Origin of the sequence: Ensifer adhaerens, assembly GCF_000697965.2 — a bacterium.
Classification (GTDB): Bacteria; Pseudomonadota; Alphaproteobacteria; order Rhizobiales; family Rhizobiaceae; genus Ensifer; species Ensifer adhaerens.
The window spans coordinates 437159-457434 of record NZ_CP015881.1; the positions used below are offsets into that span (position 1 = coordinate 437159).

Consider the following 20276-nt stretch of genomic DNA (forward strand, 5'->3'; position numbering starts at 1 on the left):
CATGCCCGATGGTACACGCGGCGAGCCGGCCAAGCCGGTTTTTCAGATCGATACTCATCTCATGTCTCCCTGAGGCAGCAAGCAATCGCTCTCGGAATGCAGGCAAAGTTTCGGATTTACCGATTCAACTTCTACCGGCGGGTGTCCGCGGGTAAGTACGTAACAGTTACGAAGGTCGGCGACGGCGGGTAAATCAGGTCCGGCCCACGGCTCCGAAGCGCCTTGGCGGCGCGGCCTCCAGACCGGGATTAAGATCGGGCAAGTCCGATGTCGGGCCGCCGCCATCGGCGGAGGTTTCCGCCAGCCAGCGCTGTCTCGCCACGTTCAGACCGCTGCGTAACCGCAGGAGATCTGGCCCGCCCTGATGGGAGCTGCTGCTGCCATAGCGGCTGCGGCGATAATCGGCAAAAGCGTCTGCCGTCGCCGGGTCGGCGAAGCTGTCGAGCCAGCGCGAGAGCGGCGTGTTGCCAGTCCGGCGTGACCAATGGTCGAGCGCCGTCTCCAGCCGCGTGGGGTCGTGATCCCGACAGGCGTCGAGCACGTGGCGAAATGCCGTGGCCTCGGATTGCGCCCTCTGCTCGAGCGCGGTTTCCAGCCAGGTTTCGAGGCGACCGAACAGATTGGCGGCCAACTGGATAAGCGCCGCGAGAGCGGCGATCGATGCCGCGACGCCGAGCCACCACAACCAGTCGAAAGGTTCCTCAGCGGGCGGCGGCGCAGGCGGGGCGAGTGCGGGCGCAGCCGTTGGGGCAGCGTTGACGTTAACGGTCACTCTGGCCGCCTCGGCCGTCTGCATCGATCCGCTCGCCGGGTCGAACCAGGGCAGGCTGATCGCTGGAAGCGCGTAGGTGCCGGGCTTTGCAAAGACGTAGGTTGCCACGTCCTTGCGCAGTCCCGCCGTGATATCCCCGCGTGACGTGCGCTCCTCCGAAAGCACCGGATCGTGCCGGTAAAGCTGCACGTCCGCCGGGGCGTCGAAGGTCGGTTCGGGGATCATCATCGGCGCCAGGCCGGCGGCGCGGATGGTGATGGTCCGCACCAGGGCATCGCCTGCCTTTAGCCCCGCGGGATCCCGGTCGAAAGACTGCGTGAGGGTGATTTCTCCGGCGGTGACGCCGGCCTCTCCACCTGCGCCTTGCGGAACGGCTTCGACCGTGAACTTGAGCGAAGGCAACGTCACCTGACCCTTGCTCATCTGGCCGGGTACGGCGGCATAGCCGAACGGAATGACGGCGGGCGGCAGCACGTAGTCGCCTGCCGCCTGCGGGGTGATCGCGTAGGTTTTGCGGATGCCTGAGAAGGCCTCGCCGTTGACGGTCTCGTTGAGGTTCATGCCGCGTTCGTCGGGCATGGTGACAACAGTGCCGGGAAGATCGAACAGAGGAAACTGCGGCGGCGAAAGGAAGTAGTTCGGCACGAAGACGTCGACGTCGACCTCGATCTGCTGGCCGGCATAAATCGGCGCCTTGGTCGTGAGCGTCGCGCGGGCAAAGGGATTGGCGGCGAAGGCCGTGCCTGCAAGCCAAAGCGACAGGCCGAGGAGCCAGATGATCAGCCGCGGCAGGGCGGCGAGGGCTGTCACGGGGCCGCCTCCTTTGCTTCGATCGCAAATTTTCGTGCCAGCAGGTCGGCCGGCGACACCTGGATGTTGCGCATCCACATGTCGGCCGTCTGCGGTCCGCCCTGAACGGTCGCTTCCGTTCCCTTCTTGCCCTTGTCGTCGAACTGGGCCTGGTCCGGGTCAATGCCCGCCTGTTCCTGCTGTGCGTCCTGTTCCTGCTTGTCCTTGTCGGCCTTGCGCTTTTTGGCGATCTCGAGGTTCTTTTGGGCGTCGGTCCAGTCGGGGCGGCGCTTTAGCGCCTGCTCGTAGGCGGCGATCGCCTCCTCGGCCTTGTCGAGGTGCAGGAGGGCATTGCCCTGATTGTAGTAGCTTTCCGCCGTATCGCTCTCGGCAAAGGCGTCGATCGCATCCTGGAAACGGCCGGCGCGGTAGAGCGCTGCGCCGCGCCAGGCGGGATCCGCGAACGTTTCAGAGGCCCCCTGGAAATCGCCCTGTTCGAAGGCGCGACGGCCCTGCTGGTCCGGAGTGAGCCAGAGGTCGATAAAGCGATTGTCCGCCGCCTCCACCCGTTCGCTGCCCATGAGCGAAGTGGCCGCGAGCAGATAGACCGCCCAGCGTATGGTCCAGCCGCGTCGGAACCAGAAGAGGCCGAAGACGGCAATCGGAATCGTCAGCCACCAGCCGAGATCGTGCCAGCGCGTCAGCCCTTCGGCCGTCTTCGCTGCAAAATTCGTCTGGATGCGCCTGATGATCCAGCTGACGTCGGCGTCATCGGATGTCACCGACGCCACCTCGGCCTTGGATGCGGACTGCAGCGCCTTGAGGCCGTCGACATCGAGCTTCGCCCTGACATGCGCGCCGGTGGCGTCGGTCAGGAACCCGCCGTCCGCCGTCTTGACCGGACCGCCTTCTGCCGTGCCGATGCCGAGCACCATCAGCGAGTTGCGCCCCTGATACCCACCGAAGGCCGGGAAGGCGGAACGCTCGACGCCGTCGGTCATGAACAGGATGGTGCCAGGCACCGTTTCGTTGGCGAGCGCTTTTTCGACCTCCTGCAAGGCCTTGGCTGTGTCCTTACCCTCAACGGGCATGATCTGCGGCGACAGCGCGGCGAGGTAGGATTTGACCAGCGCGGCATCGTCGCTGAGCGGCAGCACCATGTGGGCGGAGCCGGCATAGGCGAACAACGCGGTGCGCGAGCCTTTCCTCCTGTCGAGAATGTCCTGGACCTTCAATTTGGCGCGTTCGAGCCGCGTCGGCGAAACATCGGTCGCGTTCATCGTCGGGTTGAGGTCAATGGCGATTGCCAGAGGTGCGGTGTCCTCGACGAAGGGCGGCCGTTCACGCTGCCAGGTCGGGCCAGCGGCTGCGATCGCCGCAACGGCGATCAGTGCGGCGGTGACGTGCACCGGCTGGAAACGCCGTTTCCCGCCCTTGTCGATCAGCAGGTGATCGAGCAGGTGCGGTGCGATCATGTCCTGCCACTGCGAGCGGACATCGCCGCGCCGGGTAACGAGGTAGATCAGCAGCGGGACGGCGGCGAGCGCCAGCAGCCACAGCGGCCGCAGAAAGTGAAAATCCGCGATCATGGCGCTGCCTCCCGGCGCTGACGCCGGTCGCCGAGCGAGGATAGGAGCCACATGACGGCGTGATAGGCGAGCACCAGCAGGAGTGCCGCACCCAGCGGATAGTAGAACAGCTCGATGCGCGGCCGCCAGGAGAGCGTCTTCTGGTTTGCCGGCGTCAACTGGTCGAGCAATTGGTAGATGTTCTGCAGACCGGCCTGATCCTGGCCGAAGAAGTAGCGCCCCTTCGTCGCTTCGGCGATCTGCTGGAGTGCCGCCGTGTCGAGCTTCTGTTCTCCTTGAGCATTGGGATCGCCGATGCCGACCGTGTGGATCACCACCTTTCGCTCGGCGGCGATGCCGGCGGCCTTGTCGGGCGGCATCTTACTGGCGGTGTCGTTGCCGTCGGTCAAGAGGATCATCACCTTGTCCGGCGCGGTGCTGGCGTCGAACATTTTGATCGCCAGCCCGATCGCATCGCCGACGGCGGTGCGGGGACCGGCCATGCCCGGCAGGCTGTCGGCCAGCATCAGCTTGACGGTCTTGTGGTCGAGCGTGAACGGTACCAGCGGATAGGGCGCATCGCCGAAGGCGATCAGGCCCAGCCGGTCATTGGGCCGCCGGTCGATGAAGTCGGCGACCACCGCGTGCACCGCTTCGGCGCGGGTCTGCAGGTTGCCGGCGGGATCGCGAAAGTCGCGCGTGTCCATCGACTGTGACAGATCGATCGCCAACATCAGGTCGCGCTGCGGTTCGACCTTTTCGATCGGCGGCTCGACATATTGCGGCCGCGCCAGCGCCAGCACGATCAGCGTCCAGCAGATGGGTGCGATCACCTTCTGGCCGAGATTGGTTCTCGGAACGACGGAGCCTTCGGTCGGACCGAGATTGGCCGCCGCGGTGATGTCCTTGAAGAACGGCACCCTGACGGCGGCCGACTGCTCGCGGTATGGCGGAAGCAGCCACCAGACAAGGAAGGGCAACGGCAGAAGGATCAGTGCCCAGGCGTGGTCAAGCACGTACATGATGCGCCTCGATCCAGTGCCGCGCTGCCGCGATGTAGGCCTTTGCCTCAGCCTCCGGAACCGCGGCGAGCGCCTGGCTGCCACGATACTCGGCTTCCTCGAAAAAACGCGCAGAGGCGATCGGAAAGACGGGACCGCCGGAATGAGCGTCGAGATATTTGGTCCAGCCGGTGCCGTGCAGGCCGGCAATGGCTTCGCGTGGCCAGATCGAGAGCGCGGTCCGCTTCAAAAGGACAGGCAGGGCCGCGAGCGCCTCGCCACGCGATCCGGTGGCGGCCAATCCGGCTTCTATCTTCCTGAGGTCGGCGAGCGCCTCGCGGCGGTAGCTGTTGGCCTCCCAGCGCCGGTACCAGCGCCAGCAGGCAAAGGCCGCCATGAGAAGGATAATGCAGCCGAGCACCGCCCACGCCTTGGTCTGGGGCATCATCGAGACAGGCTGCGGCAAGGCGATATCCGCGAGCTGCCGAAGGGCGGCGTCGAGCATCGGATCTCTCGCAGGTGCCGCCGTCGCCATCATCGCCTCCGCTGCCGGCTGGCGAGTTGGCCGAGCATGGTGCGCAGCTGCGGCGCCACCTCTTCCGCCGCAGAGATCGGCAGCATGGGCAGGCCGAGCTCCTCCTGCCAGGCGCGCAGCGCTCGCCCGCGCTTGCGGGCAAAGCTGTCGATCGCCTCGCGCACATTGCCATGGCCGAACTGCACTTCGGCCTGAAGCAGCCCGCCGCTAAAGACGATATCGCCCTTGCGCGGCAGTTCGAGCAGGAAGGGATCGTAGATCAGAACGCAGATCACATCGTTGTGGGCCGAAAGCTTCAAAAGCATGTCGCGGGTTTCGAGGCTGTAGCCGTCGAAGTCGCTGACGACGATGATCAGGTGATCGTGCCGGGCGATGTTGGCGACGGTCGTCAGCACGACGTCGAGCTGCTCGGCTCCATGCGGCGCCTGCGAACCGGCCTGCAGTGCGGTATTGTGGCGAACGATGCTGTCGGCGAGCCGGATCACCGCTTCGCGGCTGCGGTATGGGCGCGTTTCGGTCACCTCCTCGTCGCCGAAGACGAAGCCGCCGACACGGTCGCCAAGGGCCAGCACGCGCCAGGCGGAGAGCGCTGCCACTTCCGCCGCGGCGACCGACTTCATCGCGCGGCGGCTGCCGAAGAACATGTTGATGCGCTGGTCGACGAGGATGAGGGCCGGCCGGTCCTTCTCTTCGTCATAGACGCGGACGACCGGCTTGCCGGTGCGCGCCGTCACGCGCCAGTCGATGGCGCGGATGTCGTCGCCGGGCAGGTAGTTGCGTAGTTCCTCGAACGAAAGTCCGCGGCCGCGCATGCGTGATTCGTGACGGCCGGCAAGCAGGCGGCGCACCGGCGCCTTGCGCAGGAACGTCAGATCGCGGGCCATCGCTTCGAGACCGACAAGTGCGTCCACTGAGGTGTAGACGCCGGTGGCGTCGGCGGTGCGTGGCTTTATGATGCCGCGTGAGCGGGCGAGGGCCGGCAGGGATATGGCCATCGGCGAACCTCCATCCTCAGGCGACCGCGACGAGCTCGACGATGCGGTCGATCACCTGGTTGGCGGTGGTGCCGCCGGCATGCGCTTCGTAAGAAAGCACCAGGCGATGGCGAAAGACATTGTGCACGGTCGCCTGCACATCGTCGGGCGTGACGAAATCGCGGCCGTTCAGCCAGGCGTGCGCCCGCGAAACCTTATCGAGGCCGATGACGCCGCGCGGGCTCACGCCGACCTGAAGCCACTTGGCCAGATCCTTGTCGACCTTGTCGGGATAGCGCGTCGCCATCACCAGCGCGACGATGTAGTTCTCGATCGCTTCGGAAACGGTGATCGCCGATATTTCCTTGCGTGCGGCAAAGACCGCGTCCTGGGCAAGCTTTTCCGTCGCATGATTGTTGGATTTGGCGTTGGTTTCCTCCGAGCGCACGAGCCGCATGATGTCTGCCTCTGAGGCTGCGTCCGGATAATCCACCTGGATGTGCATGAGGAAGCGGTCCAGTTGCGCTTCGGGCAGCGGATAGGTGCCTTCCTGCTCGATCGGGTTCTGGGTCGCCATGACCAGGAACAGATCGGGCAGCACATGGCTCTTGCCGCCGATCGTGACCTGGCGTTCCTCCATCGCCTCGAGCAGCGCCGATTGCACCTTGGCCGGCGCCCGGTTCACCTCGTCGGCGAGGATGAGATTGGCGAAGATCGGCCCTTCCTGGAACTGGAACGCGCCCTTGCCGCCCTCGGAAAAATAGATCTCGGACCCCGTGATGTCGGCGGGCAAGAGGTCGGGTGTGAACTGGATGCGCGAAAGCTCCGCATCGAGGTTTTTGGCCATGCTCTTGATCGCTCGGGTTTTCGCAAGTCCGGGCAGGCCCTCGACCAGCAGATGGCCGTTGCTGAGCAGCCCCAGCAGCAAGCGCTCGATCATGCCCTCCTGGCCGATGATCGCTTCGCCGATGCGCTTGCCGAGTTGCTGGATATCGTCGCGTGCACCCATGAAGTCCTGCTCCCTTGCCCCGCCGGCAACATCAGTCGTCATGAACTTTCGCGAGAGCTTATTGTTAAATCAGGCCAATTGGAAAGAACGTAACAGTAACGAAGGCCTGAGCGGCGATGGCGGATACCTCTTGTGGCACGCGGCCTGCGCCCCGAGGGCTTTGGGCGATTGCGTAACGGTTACGTACTTTGGGCAGCGGGCATTTGGCGCTAACGTGTGCAGACCGTCCGCGCGCGTGCTAGCCGACGGTGCCAAGGGAGATCAGAGCCACATGCAAATGTCCCCGAAAATGCCCCTTGTCGACGAAACGCCCGCGGCGATCAGCGCCCGCGAGCAAATCTGGATCGAGGGCGGGACCTTTCTCATGGGTTCGGACAAGCACTATCCGGAGGAAGCGCCGGCCCATCCGGTGAAAGTTGACGGCTTCTGGATCGACGTCACGCCCGTTACCAACCGGCAGTTCGCCGCCTTCGTCGAGGCGACCGGCTACGTGACCGAGGCGGAGAAGACGCCCGATCCGAAGGACTATCCGGGCGCGCTTCCGGAAATGATGCGGGCGGGTTCAGTGATCTTCGACCCGCCGAAGCGGGTGACCAGCAACAGTCCTTCGCAATGGTGGAACTTCAAGTTCGGCGCCGACTGGCGGCGGCCCTATGGGCGGCAGAGCAACATCCGCGGCAAACTCGACCATCCGGTGGTGCAGGTCTCCTACCTCGACGCCAAGGCCTATGCCGCCTGGGCGGGAAAGGACCTGCCGACGGAGGCCGAATGGGAGTTCGCCGCGAAAGGCGGGCTCGAAGGCGCGGAATTTGCCTGGGGGGACGAACTGGTGCCCGAGGGACGTTTCATGGCAAACACCTGGCACGGCATGTTTCCGACGGAAAACCTGAAGCCCGACGGCTTCGAGCGGACCTCGCCGGTCGCGAGCTTTCCCGCCAATGGCTACGGCCTCTACGACATGATCGGCAATACCTGGGAATGGACCAGCGACTACTGGTCCACCCGCCACCCTGCGCCGGCGCAAAAGAGCTGCTGCATACCCGCCAATCCGCGGGGCGGGGACCGGGAAGCGAGTTTCGATCCGCGGCAGCCGACGATCCATATCGCCCGTCGCGTCGTGAAGGGCGGATCCCATCTCTGCGCGCCTAACTATTGCCGTCGGTATCGTCCGGCGGCGCGTCACGCGCACGAGGAAAACGCGGCGACGACCCATATTGGGTTCCGTTGCATTCGGCGGCCCTGATCCGGCCGGAGGACTTGAAAACCGTTCCGCCAGGAGGATGGATGATGACGGCAACAGCGATGCGTTTGGGGTTCGTGATGGACGAAAGGGCTTGCAAACCGCGGCTTCGCGCAAGGCTCGCTGGCCTGCTGCTCGCGTTCGTTGCGGCCTTCGCCTCACCTGTTGCCCTTGTGGCGGCCGATGCGCCGGCCGACATTCTGCCCTCGTGGAACGATGGCGAGGCGAAAAACGAGATCGTCGATTTCGTCACACGGGTCACCAGCGAGGGCAGCGCCGATTTCGTGGCGCCGGCAGAGCGGATCGCCGTCTTCGACAATGACGGCACGCTGTGGACCGAGCAGCCGAACTATTTCCAGGGCATGTTCGCCATCGACCGCGTCAAGGCGATGGCGCCCGAGCACCCCGAATGGAAGGACAAGGAGCCTTTCGCATCGCTGCTGAAGGGGGACATGGCAGGCGTTGCCGCCGCCGGCGAAAAAGGCATCGTCGAGTTGGTCATGGCGACCCATGCCGGCATGACGACGGACGCGTTCACGAAAACGGTCACGGATTGGTTCGCGACCGCCCGGCATCCGCGCTTCGATCGCCCCTATAACGAGATCACCTTTCTGCCGATGCGCGAGTTGCTCGATTATCTCAGGGCAAGCGGCTTCAAGACCTATATCGTCTCGGGCGGCGGCATCGAATTCATGCGGCCGATGACCGAACAGATGTATGGGATCCCACCCGAGCAGGTGGTCGGCAGCAGCATCACGACGAAGTACGAACTCGACGGCGACGCGCCGGTGCTGATGCGGGAGCCCAAGATCGACTTCATCGACGACGGTGCCGGCAAGCCGGTCGGGATCAACACCTTTATCGGCCGCCGCCCGATCTTCGCTGCCGGTAATTCCGATGGCGACTATGAGATGCTGCGTTGGGTAACGGCGGGGTCCGGCCCGCGTTTCGGCATGATCGTTCACCATACGGACGGGGAGCGCGAATGGGCCTATGATCGGCAATCGCCTGTCGGCAAGCTGGACAAGGCGATGACCGAGGCCGAGCAGCGGAACTGGCTTCTGGTCGATATGAAGAACGACTGGCGCAAGATCTACGCCTTCGACAAATAGGTGGCTGCACGGCTGGCGCCGTGCGCCTCAGCGATCGATGTTGGGGCGAGGGCCGAGTGCCAAGCGCGACTTTAGCGCGGGGCCGTGGTCGACTATCGTCGCGCGGACGATGGTGCTCTTGCTCGTCTTTCCCGCCGCGGAACATCTCTCAACACCGATCGCGATATCGCGTGTGCCGCCTGTGCGGCCGCTGACGGCCCGAATCATGGGATTCGAGGCGAAGATTGCCAAGGTGCCGGCAATCCGGACCAATGTTACTGTTACGTACTTCCGAAAATCGGCGTTCGTGCCACTTTTCGCTCAGGGGAGAGGTAAGCGAGGGTCGGATTGGCCACAAGCACCGACCGGCGAGCCGGCCCCCCGACCGCAACGGTGTCTGGTCGTCGCTGACACCTTGGGGAATGCAAAGGCATGAGCATCGATTGTCGTTCAAACGGATGGTAAACCATGCCCAGCGCAGCCTCTCAACGGGGACTACTGAAGCTTATGCTCAGGCTGCCGGCTCTGCGCGGCCAGTTGCAATTGCTCTGTGCCAAGAACCAGTCCCTGGCAAGCCTCTGCGAAGCCTATGAGGAAGCGAGCTCTATGCTTGACCGGCAAAGGCGTCTCGCCCCTCTGGATCATTCGATGATCTCGGAGTATGAATTGATCTGTCGCGAGATCGAAGAAGAGGTCATTTCCGTCTGTATCGCCGATACGGGGACGTGAGCGTAGTCCGTTGTGATTAACAAATAGCTCGCTTGAGCTTGTCAGAGCGACGAAAACCCCACAAGAATTCTATGGGAATGATCGGGCGTTCCTGTTCCAACTTAAAATGATTCAATTCTTCGATGAAAATATTTTGTGACGGTGCGATATTCTTCTTTCCGCCACAGAAGCTCTCGTCTAGAGTTCGCCTCGCGTTGCACTCTCTTTGGGGTTGTGGCAGTTGGGAGCGCATCATGGAAGCCAGCAGAAATGCGGGTCAAACGAACTGCATTGCCGTTGCAGAATGCGAGGCGCGAGCCGCCCTTGAGCGCATTCTTGCCGACAGCCAGTTTCACGCGACCGAGCGTCATCGCAAGCTGTTGCGGTACGTGGTTGACGAGTTTTTCGCTGGCCGTTCGGGCCAGGTGAAAGCCTACACGATCGCCATTGACGTCTTCGGACGGCCCGCCTCCTTCGATCCTGCGACCGATCCGATCGTGCGTGTGGAAGCGTCGCGCCTGCGCGCGGCCCTGGCGCAATATTACGAGGCGCTCGGCGAAAGAGCGGAGCTTCGCATCGAGCTGCCGAAAGGCAATTACGTTCCGCAATTCGTGATCAGCGGTGAGCCTTTGAGAGGGGTGCTCGAGAGCACGACGCCGGTTGCTGAGGCGGCAGCCGAGCAGCCCATCGAGCTCGCGATTGCGCCTGCCGTTCTTGCCCGCAAATGGCGCCCGCTTGCGGGCTTCGCGGCACTTGGAACCGGCGTGGCGGTCATGGCCGGGGCCTTCTACGTGTCCATTGCCGACCACCTTCCCTGGCAGCCGGTTTTCTCGGCCAAGCCGACGATCGTCGTTGACGTGCCGACGCGGCAGGGTGCCGACGACGACGTGCAGAAGAAGGCGGGTGACTATCTGGTCCACGCACTCTCGCAGTTTTCCGCCGTCCGCACCCTTGCGCCGGTCTCGCCCGCGGGTGTCGACGTGGCGTCGATAACCGGGTGGGTTTCGTCCGCGCCGCCGGTCAAGCTGCAGGGCAGCAAGGAATACAGGCTTTCCATCGCCTACAGCACCGACGAGCGCCGGCATGAGGTCTCCTGGCAGGTGATCGATGTGCAAAGCAACGAGGCGTTGAGGTCCGGCAGCTCGAAGGTGGCGCTCGACAGCGGCGACGCGCAGGAAATACAGGAAAAGCTGCTTTCTCGTCTGGCCCTTTCGCTTGCCGGCGAAGAGGGCGTCATTGTCAGTCTGGAGGCTGCGCGGCAACTGGTGACGCCGTCGATCGGCTTCGGCTGCGTGCTTCAGGCGGATGTGGCACTGGCGCGGATCGACCCTGAGGGACTGGTTTCGGCCCACGGCTGCCTTGAAAAATCCGTCGCCTACCAGGCCGCCGACGCCGATGTTTTGGCGAGCTTGGCGATGGTGTTGGTGGCAACCGGCGAAGCGAGCGCCGCGCCGACGGTGGCTGAGCGTGCGCTGAAGCTCGCCGACAAGGCCGTTGCGCTGGCACCGCAATCGAGCCAGAGCTACGTCGCCCAGATGCAAGCGCGCTTTGCAGCCGGCGACAGGGAAGCGGCGTTCATTTCCGGCCGGCGCGCGGCGGCACTCAATCCGCTCGACGACGCCATTCCGGCGCGGCTAGGCCTGCTGCTTTTCGTCAGCGGCGCCTATTCGCAAGGGGTGAATCTGGCCCGTGTGGCGGATGCCGGCAGCGAGTATCTTCACCACGATGCCGCGCTGACCCTGGCGCTGGAAGACTACCGCAGCGGCCGCTACCGCGAAGCGCTGAGGCGCGCACGCGAACTTGCCAATCCGGCGGACATGGCGGTCAATCTCCTGCGCGTGGCAGCGGCAGGCCAACTCGGCCTGACGCGGGAAGCGACCAGCGCTTTGGACGGATTGCGCCTGAACGAAACGCGCGCGTCGCAGTCGTACGATACGGAATTGGTCGCTCGAGGCTACGCGCCGGACCTGATCGCGTTGCTTGATGACGGTCTCGCCAAGGCCGGCTTCGCCCAGCAGTAAGGCCGGGCCCGAGCCCCTTTTAGTTTTCGGCGGCGACCCGGATCACCAGCTTGCCGAAATTGCGGCCGTCCAGCAGACCGATGAAGGCTTCCGGCGCATTCTCGAGCCCGTCGACGATGTCTTCGCGGTAGCGGACTTCGCCGCTTTTGATCCAGCCGGCCATCTCCTGATAGAAGAGCGGCCTCTGATCGGCAAACTCGCGCTGGATGAAACCCCGGATGAGCAGGCTCCGGCTGAGCACTTCGCGCATGACGCCGGGCAACCGGTCGCTCCCGGCTTGCGCGCCTGCGGGCTGGTTGTAGTGCGCAATCAGGCCGCAGACGGGCACGCGAGCGAAGTCGTTCAACAGCGGGAACACCGCATCCCAGACATGACCGCCGACATTCTCGAAATAGACATCGATGCCTTTGGGGCAGGCGGCGGCGAGCTGTTCGGCGAAATCAGGTGCGCGATGATCGATCACCGCGTCGAAGCCGAGCGTGTCGCGAACGAAGGCGCATTTGTCCGCACCGCCGGCGATCCCGACTGCGCGCGCACCCTTGATGCGGGCAATCTGCCCGACCGCCGAGCCGACGGCGCCGCTTGCAGCCGCCACGACGACCGTTTCGCCCGGCAGCGGTTTGCCGATCGTCAGCAGCCCCGCATAGGCGGTGAAACCGGGCATGCCGAGAATGCCGAGTGCCGTCGAAAGAGGTGCGGCCGCCGGATCGAGCTTGCGCAAGTCAGTACCACGCGACAGCGCATAGCTTTGCCAGCCGGAGTGGGAAAGAACGAAATCGCCGTCGCTGAAATCCGGGTGACGCGAGCGGAGGACGCGGGCGACCGTGCCGCCCTCCATGACAGCGCCGATCTCCACCGGCTTGGCATAGGAGCGGCCGGCATTCATGCGGCCGCGCATATAGGGGTCGAGCGAAAGGTAGAGGATCTTCAGGAGAACCTCGCCTTCCGCCGGCTCCGGGATAGCCGTTTCGACGACGCGGAAATCGCTCGGCACCGGTTTTTCGGATGGCCGCGCGGCAAGCAGGACCTGGGTATTCTTGCTCATAGTCTTTTCCTCCTGTGCGTGTCCCGATGCCCCGCGGCGGCTGACGCGCGACGAGAAGCTCTTTTCGCATGAAACGAAACAAAGGCCTACAGACGAGTTTTGAGCCGCAAACGGCTCCGCGGGCTCGCCGCTGCGGACGAGCCCGCGGAAAATGCGAAAGCGTCTTACGCTCAGGCGGCGTCGATCGCTTGTCTGAGATCGGCGATGATGTCGTCCGAATGTTCGATGCCGATCGAAAGCCTGACATAGCCGGGCGTCACCCCGGTCTTTAGCTGGTCGATCTCCGACAGCTGCGAGTGCGTCGTCGTGGCTGGATGGATGGCCAGTGAGCGGGCGTCGCCGATATTGGCGACATGGTAGAGCAGTTTCAGCCCGTCGATGAAACGCCGGCCCGCCTCGCGACCGTCCGTCAGCTCGAAGCCCACGAGCGCGCCATAGTGGCCGTTCAGCAGATATTTCCCGCCGCGTGCCTTCGCCTCGCCATCCTGGAACTTCGGGAAGATCACCCGCGCCACCTTCGGGTGGGTGCGGAGGAACTCGGCCACCTTGATGGCATTCTCGTTGTGCTGTCGGATCCGGAGCGGCAGCGTTTCCAGACCCTGGATGAACTGGAATGCGTTTAGCGGGCTGATCGCGGCGCCGAGGTCGCGCAACAGCACCGCGCGGGCGCGCAGGATATAGGGATGAAACGCGATCGCGGCCGCTTTTTCGAGCCAGGTCTTGCCCTGGTAGCTCGGGTCAGGCTCGTGCAGGTTCGGATGGCGCGCCTCATGCTCGTGCCAGGGAAACTGGCCGCTGTCGATGATCGCGCCGCCGATCGAGGTACCGTGCCCGCCGATGTATTTTGTCGTCGAATAGACGACTACCGCAGCGCCGTGGTCGAAGGGCCGGATCGTCAGCGGGGCCGCCGTGTTGTCGACGATCAGCGGAATGCCGAAGCGCTTGCCGATCTCGGCGACCTCGGCGATCGGAAAGACTTCGAGCTTCGGATTCGGCAGGGACTCGGCATAGTAGGCACGTGTCCGGTCGTCCGTCGCCCGGGCAAACGCCTCGGGATCAGCCGCATCGACGAAACGAACCTCGATGCCGAAACTTTTCAGGGTGGCGGCAAACAGCGCCCAGGTACCGCCATAAAGGCCGGCGGCGCTGACGACGTTGTCGCCGGAGCGCGCAAGGTTCAGGAGCGCGAAGGCCGATGCCGCCTGGCCGGAGCCAAGTGCCAGCGCGGCTGCTCCCCCTTCGATCTCCGCCAGCCGCTGCTCAAACGCGTCTTGCGTCGGGTTGGAAACGCGGGTGTAGAGATGCCCCGGCGCCTCCAGCGCAAAGAGCTTGTCGGCGCCGTCGGTGCCGGGCAGTTGATAGGAGGTCGTCTGGTAGATCGGCACGGCGACGGCGCCGCTTGCCGGATCGAAACGATAGCTGCCGCCGTGGAGCGCCAGCGTTTCGGGATGCAACCGCCCGCCGGCTTCGCGCAGGCCGTTCGGCGTCTTGATCTCGACTGCCGGTTCTTCCGGCTTCTGATGGATCGTCATGCCATTTCTCCTTGGCTCTCAGGTTGATCGGCGCTGTCCGGTTGATCAGGCGGGCACGGCCGCCTTTGGCTGTTCCAGCAGGTCTGCGTGGTGCGCGGCGGCGACATCGGGGTGCGAGCGCAGCCGGGATTTCAGCACGTTGCGGCCGACCTCGTGGAAGAGCGGGTTCTGCGGATCCTGGGTGACGCCGCGGACCTCGGCTGCAAGCTGTGGCGGGAGATCGAGCACCGGGATGGTCGAAGCGAGATTGGCGCCGAGGAAGAAGGCGACCGAGAGCCGATCGCCGCCAGCTGGCGGCGTTACCACCCGGTGGATGTTGGCGAGCAGATAGCCGTTCGATGCCAGTTCCAGGAGTTCGCCGACATTGATGACGAAGGTGCCGCGCTTCGGCGGTGCGTCGATCCAGCCGCCCTTGCCGTCGTCGACCTGCAGTCCGCCGACCACGTCCTGCAACAGGATGGTGACGAAGCCGCCGTCCTTGTGGGCGCCGACGCCCTGATCGCTTTCGGTCTTGTCGCGGCCGGGATAGCGGATGATCTTCAGCAACTGGTTGGGGCCATCGCGATAGATCGGCCCGAAGACATCGGGCTTCTGCCCGAGCGCTTCGGAGAAAATCTCGATCAGCCGGATGCCGAGCCCGGTGACGGCTTCGATATAGCCAAGGATCGCAGGCTTCAGTTCCGGCAAGGCGTCCGGAAACTGGTTCGGGCCGACAAGCCGCTTCCACGGCGCATCGCCGGACGCGATATTGAGGCTCTGGCGCTCGGGACCAAAGTCGACCTGTTCGCGCCAGTCCTGCGTGCCGCGCGTGTATTCGAGGCCGGCGCGATTGTAGCCGCGGAAGTGCGGCGACTTGCGCATCTCGATCGCCAGCTTGTCGTCCTCCGGCAGCGCGAAGAAGCGGCGCGAAAGCGAGAGAATGCCGTCGATTTCGTCCTGCGGGATCCCGTGGCCCTCGAGATAAAAGAAGCCCACCGAGCGGGCAACGCTGCGCAACTCGTCGAGCGCTGCGGCCCGCTCGGGGTGGCCCGCCGCAAAGCGCGAAAGGTCAAGGACGGGCAGGGTTGGATTTGTCTGGCTCAAGCTGGTCTCCCTTTGTCGTTCAGGCGGTGGGCCAGTCGATAAGGGCCCTGCGCCGGTTCGCACATGATGGGAGAAGCCTAACCGGAGGTGGCTCGCTCACTCAATATTGTCTATGGAAATTATGGACTAAATTTCAACGAAAGCGTGAAGCGCGCTTTCGAACGGAACTGGTTTGCGGGGAATATCCGTCCCGGTCGTCTGTTTTACGGATTCCCTGAGCTGTCTCATGCGTGCGAGAGCAATGATCGTTCGGCGACGAAATCCGCTTGCGGCGAAGCGCGGGGAGCGGCAGACGCTAGGCCTAACAACGACCAAAACCCCGCTTCGCCTTCGGCCAAACGGGGCTATTTTCGTGTCATCGCTCAATCGCAAAGCCACCGGTCCGCGCAGGCGGACCAATCGCGGGATGACGGCAATCCCAAAAGCGGCGTGGAACTCAGCAGCGGCCGAGGCTCGGGCGCGTCAGCAACTCGTTGGTCAGATGCGCTCTCTGGCTGCCGCAGTCCTCGGCCTCCTTGAGCAGCGATGCGAGCGCGAGTTCGAGACAGTATTGCACGCCTTCGACGTTGAGGGTCTTGGCGGAGTCGCGCGCATAGGTGACAAGACGAGCCAGTGCCAAGAGCTCCTTTTCCTTGTCTTCCGGTTCTACCGGCACAGCAAATGAAGATAGCATAATTTTCCCCAGCTTCCTTTGGATCCGCAGATCCAGCCCACCGTGGCCAATCATAGCGTGACTTCGCGGCATTGCGCGTGACATGAGCGTGACACACGTTGTATGTGAAAACCACATCCTTAAGATGAAGCGTCAGGTTGACCGAACAACCTCTTCCACATGCTGGTAGAATTGAATTTCCAGCCTTGCGATGCAACCGTCCGTTGGGTTGGCGCGTGTCGCAGTGCGTCCAGTAAATGTCGCGCGTCGATGCCCTTCTGGTCGACATATTCGCTCGCGAGCAGCGCGGTGAGACGGGCGGGGTCCGTCCCCGCCGGCAGTGCAACGCGCGCGACGATGCCCGCCCAGTTGCGCTCCTTGTAGAACATGGCGGACGCCGTCGCGCCCATCGATGCGATGAGCGCTGGGTCAAGGGCTTGGGTCTGCGAGAGGCGCTTGAGCGTCGCATCGACGTTGACCAGCGGGAGTGTCAGCGGCAGATAGCCGAGTTCGGCCGGGCCGTGGATCAGCGCAACGTCGGCGTCGTCCACGCGGGCTCCTTCGGCGTATTGCCGGTAGATCTCGCCAATGCCGACCATGCCGAAGGGCGCGCATTCCACCGCGCGCAGCGCGCCCATGCTGGCCGCGCCGAAGACCTGCACGCCCAGCGACAGCGCATAGAGGATTTCCTTGTGCCAGACGGGCGCAACATTCTCGAAGTTGCCGTCGATAAGCCCGATCGCGGTTGCACCGCCCTCAACTGCGCGCAGGACGTCGCCCTGAACGGCAGGCGGGAGGATTAGGACGCTCTTGTCCGCCGCGTTTCGTGCGTCCGGCAGCGTCGGGCCAACAAAGACAACGTTCATCCGGCCTCCAGAGCACGGGCGAGCGCGCGTTCTGCGAAGCGACGCTTGCGCAGGCCGTCGGGATTCTCGAGGGCCGGAACGATGACCTTGACCACCGAGAAAGGTGCAACGCCTTCCATCAGCGGAACGACGACAACCGTCCGGATGCCAGCCGCTTCAAGCCGCAGCAGTACGTAATCGAGCAGCGCCTGAGGCCCGGCCGGGGCATCGGGGGCCGCCACGCTTGTCCGGAGCGGCACGGCGGCAAACAGGCCTCGCGTTTCCTCGGGAAGGTCGCGGGTGAAGGTTTCCGGAAACACATCGTCGCGGGCGCCGCTGATATAGGTAAGCCGCGACTGGGCGGCCTCGGTCACGGCACGGATGGCGGCGCGCCGCGCCACGGGGTGGGCACCGTGGCCGATCGTGACGTCGTGATAACGCGGATGCCTGGCCGAGAGAATGCCCGCTTCGGCGAGGGTTGCGGCATAACAGGGGATGCCGATGTCGCTGGTCATGTCGAACAGGCGCAACTCCAGACCTGAAGAGGCGATCCGTTCCGTAAGGGCATCGAGGACAGGATCCTCGAAACTTCCCGGATCGATGCAGCTTCGGTGCTTGCCGTTCAGCGGCAGCATTCGCCACAGCGTTTCGGCGTCGCGCTCGATGCGCTCGAGCAAGCCGTGCAGGGTCGCCTCGACCTCGGTGTTGCCCGAGGCCAGGCCATCGGAGGACTGCCAGTAACGATAACCGACGATCGTCCGGTCGAGGATTGTCGCTTCGCGCGGAACCCAGGTGGTTGCGCCGTCAAAGAGGTCGAAGCCACGGAGCCAGTCGATCGTTTCGTCGTCCTGAAGGTCCGCTTGCCCCGCCGAGATGAGCCCCGGCAGATGCAGCGTTCGACCGCCCGTTTCGGAAAGAGCCCGGCTGGTGGCCGTTCTTGTCGGGGCCGACGGCGCGCAGGCCACTGCCCGCTCGATCGCCTCCATGGCCGCCGAAACCTTGGCGTCAACGTCGGTGATGCCTTTTCCCTGGTTGATGACGATCGATCGGGCGTTGGGCGACACGGCGCTCCACACGGGAATGCCGAGCCGGTCGAGGCCGGTCAGCCGCGCAAGCCGGGTGACGCCGAGCGCCGGCAGGAATGCCTCGATCCGCCGGAACGTTTCTTCTGGCGGGCAGGCGCGATCGCTGTAGGAAAGCGGCTCGGCCGCCGGACGGCTGGAATGCTCGTCCGACGGCCGGCCAGTTTCAGCGGCTTGTGCCACGCGTGGACTAGCCGTCCATGAACCCGCCGGAAACGGAGCCGGACGAGGCCGCAACCACGGCGAGATTGACGCCCTTGTGCACCATTGCCCCGCTGTTGTTACGCAGGTCGTTGGCCGCAGCCAGCGGCCCCTGCGTCGGCGTTGCGATCTGCGAGACCGTGCCCGCATCCAGATCCGCAACCCAAAGCCGGTTGTCACCCGCCAAACCGATCACCACTACTTTTGCCATTTTCCCCTCCTGGCCGTTGCTGATGTGAGAAATCAGAAGCCCGCCTTGCGCAGGCCCTCGCAATAATGAACGCGCTGCCATTCTTCCCTAAAGGGAACGATGGTCATCCACTTGTCGAGATCAAAGTCCGGATGCACGTCGAAAGTCTTACGGACGAACTGGCGCGCTTTTTTCCGGTTGCCGAGCATGCCCCAACTTGCCGCCGACAGCCGGTCGGCAGGGGTCGGATCGCGCATGCGCTCGATATAGGCGATCGCCTGCTCATACTGGCCAAGCGAGTAACTGGCGCCGGCCGCGGTCCAGAAATATTCGTCCGGCGCAATCGGGTTGAGATCGATTGCTGCCTGGATCTTGCGCAGGCCACCCTCGGGGCGCGAAGCTTGCACCAGCGTGTCGGCGTAGCTCGCGATCACGTTGGCGTGCTGAGGGCTCAGCGCCTCCGCCTTGTCATGGTATTCCATGCTCTCGTCGAACTGTCTCAAGTAGAGCTTGACGACGCCAAGCTCGCGATAGCCCGTTGCCAGCGTGTCGTCGGCCACCACCGCATCGCGCGCATGCCGTTCCGCAAGCGCCAGCAGCTCTGCGTCGCCGCGGGCTGTCAGCAGCCACTCGAAAAAATAGCTGCGGGCGAGCCCGCTCATCGCCGGCGCAAAGCCGGAGTTCTCATAGAGCGACTGGCGGAAACTCTTGCGCGCGCGCCGCAGCTCCGGAAGGTTGAGCTGCTTGAGATAGCGCTGTCCGAGCAGGAAGCTGCGGTAGGAGCCGACATTGGTCTCGTAGGTCTGGCGATGGGTCTCGTTACGCTCCACCTGGTTGGCGATCGCCAGTGCGATCTGGCGGGCAATTTCCCGCCGTGAGGCCATCAGCCCGTCGCCATCGAGATTGAAACGGTCGGCCCAGATCACTTCGTCATTGCCAAAGAAGATCAGTTGCGTGAAGAGCGTCAGCCGGCTGCCTTCGTCGGTCAGGCGCGTGTCGAGAATGTAGCTGATGGCGTGCTTCTGGTAGGTGCTGGCCTTGTCTGCCTGCAGGCTGATCTGTGCGGCCGTGTAGGGCGCGATCACCGAAACCGAGCGAAGCGCGCAAAGCCCGATCGTCACGTCCTCGATCAGGGCGCTTGCAAATTGTGTTGCCGGACTGTCGACCGCGCCGTTGTTCGGCGGCAGAAGGACGACGCGCGGCGGGCGCGAGTCGGCAGCCGACTCCGACGTCGGCGCGATTATCGTCGAGATCGACCGCAATTCCGGCCTGCTGATCGCGATCGCGCCGCCGCCATTCGAGACAGCCCGCGCTTCCAGATGGTAGCCCTCAAGCTGAAACGCCTGGGTCAGGATCTTGCGCACGTCCTCGTCGAGCGGGTTGCGCTCGAGCAGCCGGGTCGCTGCCGCCTTGACCAGCTTGCGATGATTGTTCGTCGCCTCCGCTGCCGCGAGAAGCAGGCTTTCGCGCAGCAGCGCCATATGCTCGCCACGCTGCCGCTCGATCCAGCCATGCAGCGCCTGCCCCTGGGACTTCAAGTCCTTGAGGAAGTCTTCCTGGAAGGTTTCGACGGCCCACTGGAGACGGGAAAGTGGATCGCCCGCCTCACGCCCGATGGTATCGAGGTCGCTCTTGAGCCGGCTGGCGTCGAGGCGCACGGCCGACGGCGAGAAACACAGGAAGTGACAGCCGAGTTCTTCCTGGCGCGCGCTGATGCGGGAGATCGTCTTGCGCAGATTGACGAAGGCCTGGCTCGGGACGATCTCGTCCCAAAGGAGCTTGGCGACATCGTTTCTGGACTTCTCGCTATGGCCGCCGACGATCAGATGACACAGGATCAGCAGACCCTTTTCGGGAAACGCTACCTCACGCCCGCCGTTATCGACGAGCCGCAAGCGCCCGAGGGTCTGCAGTCTGAATGTCATCCGGTCATTCCTG

The 20276-nt window shown here is 64.1% G+C and carries 18 protein-coding genes; 4 read left to right on the forward strand and 14 right to left on the reverse strand.

What is annotated here, in order from left to right; genetic code table 11:
• Positions 1 to 193 precede the first annotated feature (193 nt).
• Genes FA04_RS21640 through FA04_RS21665 form a run of 6 tightly spaced genes read right to left on the reverse strand, consistent with a single transcriptional unit; the run spans position 194 to position 6648 of the window.
• On the reverse strand, positions 194 to 1582 hold the full coding sequence (locus tag FA04_RS21640) for a BatD family protein (protein ID WP_051659482.1): 1389 nt from the start codon (positions 1580 to 1582) through the stop codon (positions 194 to 196).
• Positions 1579 to 3150, reverse strand: a complete 1572-nt coding sequence (locus tag FA04_RS21645) for a vWA domain-containing protein (protein WP_034799139.1) — start codon at positions 3148 to 3150, stop codon at positions 1579 to 1581. Before FA04_RS21645 ends, FA04_RS21640 begins: the two co-directional genes overlap by 4 nt.
• Entirely contained in the window at positions 3147 to 4151 is a 1005-nt protein-coding gene (locus FA04_RS21650; protein WP_034799141.1) for a vWA domain-containing protein, read from the reverse strand. The genes FA04_RS21645 and FA04_RS21650 overlap by 4 nt, the downstream gene beginning before the upstream one ends.
• Positions 4138 to 4635: a DUF4381 domain-containing protein gene (locus tag FA04_RS21655; protein WP_234798802.1), complete on the reverse strand. Its 498-nt coding sequence runs from the start codon at positions 4633 to 4635 to the stop codon at positions 4138 to 4140. Before FA04_RS21655 ends, FA04_RS21650 begins: the two co-directional genes overlap by 14 nt.
• Before the next feature lie 29 nt (positions 4636 to 4664).
• Complete coding sequence (locus FA04_RS21660) at positions 4665 to 5660, reverse strand: DUF58 domain-containing protein (protein WP_082573022.1); 996 nt, start codon at positions 5658 to 5660, stop codon at positions 4665 to 4667.
• A 16-nt stretch (positions 5661 to 5676) separates the two neighbouring features.
• A complete protein-coding gene (locus tag FA04_RS21665; RefSeq protein ID WP_034799146.1) occupies positions 5677 to 6648 on the reverse strand; it encodes an AAA family ATPase in 972 nt (323 codons plus the stop codon).
• A gap of 277 nt (positions 6649 to 6925) precedes the next feature.
• On the opposite strand from FA04_RS21665, the gene FA04_RS21670 reads away from it, so the two are divergent.
• The 4 genes from FA04_RS21670 to FA04_RS21690 all read left to right on the forward strand — a co-directional run bounded on the left by FA04_RS21670 (position 6926) and on the right by FA04_RS21690 (position 11708).
• Positions 6926 to 7891, forward strand: coding sequence for a formylglycine-generating enzyme family protein (locus FA04_RS21670; RefSeq protein WP_082573032.1), 966 nt, complete (start codon positions 6926 to 6928; stop codon positions 7889 to 7891).
• A 77-nt stretch (positions 7892 to 7968) separates the two neighbouring features.
• Entirely contained in the window at positions 7969 to 9000 is a 1032-nt protein-coding gene (locus FA04_RS21675) for an HAD family hydrolase (RefSeq protein ID WP_034799720.1), read from the forward strand.
• A gap of 447 nt (positions 9001 to 9447) precedes the next feature.
• Positions 9448 to 9708, forward strand: coding sequence for a hypothetical protein (locus FA04_RS21685; protein WP_034799152.1), 261 nt, complete (start codon positions 9448 to 9450; stop codon positions 9706 to 9708).
• A gap of 233 nt (positions 9709 to 9941) precedes the next feature.
• Positions 9942 to 11708, forward strand: a complete 1767-nt coding sequence (locus FA04_RS21690; protein WP_034799155.1) for a tetratricopeptide repeat protein — start codon at positions 9942 to 9944, stop codon at positions 11706 to 11708.
• 19 nt (positions 11709 to 11727) lie between these two features.
• Here FA04_RS21690 and FA04_RS21695 read toward each other — a convergent pair whose 3' ends face one another.
• From FA04_RS21695 to FA04_RS21730, 8 genes are all read right to left on the reverse strand, one after another.
• On the reverse strand, positions 11728 to 12753 hold the full coding sequence (locus FA04_RS21695; RefSeq protein ID WP_034799157.1) for an NADP-dependent oxidoreductase: 1026 nt from the start codon (positions 12751 to 12753) through the stop codon (positions 11728 to 11730).
• A 170-nt stretch (positions 12754 to 12923) separates the two neighbouring features.
• Positions 12924 to 14285, reverse strand: a complete 1362-nt coding sequence (locus FA04_RS21700) for an O-acetylhomoserine aminocarboxypropyltransferase/cysteine synthase family protein (RefSeq protein ID WP_082573023.1) — start codon at positions 14283 to 14285, stop codon at positions 12924 to 12926.
• Positions 14286 to 14330: 45 nt separating this feature from the next.
• Entirely contained in the window at positions 14331 to 15368 is a 1038-nt protein-coding gene (locus FA04_RS21705; RefSeq protein WP_034799159.1) for an isopenicillin N synthase family dioxygenase, read from the reverse strand.
• A 436-nt stretch (positions 15369 to 15804) separates the two neighbouring features.
• Entirely contained in the window at positions 15805 to 16041 is a 237-nt protein-coding gene (locus FA04_RS21710; RefSeq protein ID WP_034799160.1) for a hypothetical protein, read from the reverse strand.
• A gap of 119 nt (positions 16042 to 16160) precedes the next feature.
• Entirely contained in the window at positions 16161 to 16886 is a 726-nt protein-coding gene (locus FA04_RS21715) for a TfuA-like protein (RefSeq protein WP_034799163.1), read from the reverse strand.
• Entirely contained in the window at positions 16883 to 18130 is a 1248-nt protein-coding gene (locus tag FA04_RS21720) for a YcaO-like family protein (protein ID WP_082936545.1), read from the reverse strand. Before FA04_RS21720 ends, FA04_RS21715 begins: the two co-directional genes overlap by 4 nt.
• A 7-nt stretch (positions 18131 to 18137) precedes the next feature.
• On the reverse strand, positions 18138 to 18359 hold the full coding sequence (locus tag FA04_RS21725; RefSeq protein WP_034799164.1) for a hypothetical protein: 222 nt from the start codon (positions 18357 to 18359) through the stop codon (positions 18138 to 18140).
• A gap of 32 nt (positions 18360 to 18391) precedes the next feature.
• A complete protein-coding gene (locus FA04_RS21730) occupies positions 18392 to 20263 on the reverse strand; it encodes a hypothetical protein (protein WP_034799166.1) in 1872 nt (623 codons plus the stop codon).
• Positions 20264 to 20276: the final 13 nt, after the last annotated feature.

Coding starts and splice junctions, on each gene's coding strand:
- FA04_RS21645 (WP_034799139.1), bottom strand. CDS start 3,150: ATGATCGCGGATTTTCACTTTCTGCGGCCGCTGTGGCTGCTGGCGCTC.
- FA04_RS21650 (WP_034799141.1), bottom strand. CDS start 4,151: ATGTACGTGCTTGACCACGCCTGGGCACTGATCCTTCTGCCGTTGCCC.
- FA04_RS21655 (WP_234798802.1), bottom strand. CDS start 4,635: ATGCTCGACGCCGCCCTTCGGCAGCTCGCGGATATCGCCTTGCCGCAG.
- FA04_RS21660 (WP_082573022.1), bottom strand. CDS start 5,660: ATGGCCATATCCCTGCCGGCCCTCGCCCGCTCACGCGGCATCATAAAG.
- FA04_RS21665 (WP_034799146.1), bottom strand. CDS start 6,648: ATGGGTGCACGCGACGATATCCAGCAACTCGGCAAGCGCATCGGCGAA.
- FA04_RS21670 (WP_082573032.1), top strand. CDS start 6,926: ATGTCCCCGAAAATGCCCCTTGTCGACGAAACGCCCGCGGCGATCAGC.
- FA04_RS21675 (WP_034799720.1), top strand. CDS start 7,969: ATGGACGAAAGGGCTTGCAAACCGCGGCTTCGCGCAAGGCTCGCTGGC.
- FA04_RS21685 (WP_034799152.1), top strand. CDS start 9,448: ATGCCCAGCGCAGCCTCTCAACGGGGACTACTGAAGCTTATGCTCAGG.
- FA04_RS21690 (WP_034799155.1), top strand. CDS start 9,942: ATGGAAGCCAGCAGAAATGCGGGTCAAACGAACTGCATTGCCGTTGCA.
- FA04_RS21695 (WP_034799157.1), bottom strand. CDS start 12,753: ATGAGCAAGAATACCCAGGTCCTGCTTGCCGCGCGGCCATCCGAAAAA.
- FA04_RS21700 (WP_082573023.1), bottom strand. CDS start 14,285: ATGACGATCCATCAGAAGCCGGAAGAACCGGCAGTCGAGATCAAGACG.
- FA04_RS21710 (WP_034799160.1), bottom strand. CDS start 16,041: ATGCTATCTTCATTTGCTGTGCCGGTAGAACCGGAAGACAAGGAAAAG.
- FA04_RS21715 (WP_034799163.1), bottom strand. CDS start 16,886: ATGAACGTTGTCTTTGTTGGCCCGACGCTGCCGGACGCACGAAACGCG.
- FA04_RS21725 (WP_034799164.1), bottom strand. CDS start 18,359: ATGGCAAAAGTAGTGGTGATCGGTTTGGCGGGTGACAACCGGCTTTGG.
- FA04_RS21730 (WP_034799166.1), bottom strand. CDS start 20,263: ATGACATTCAGACTGCAGACCCTCGGGCGCTTGCGGCTCGTCGATAAC.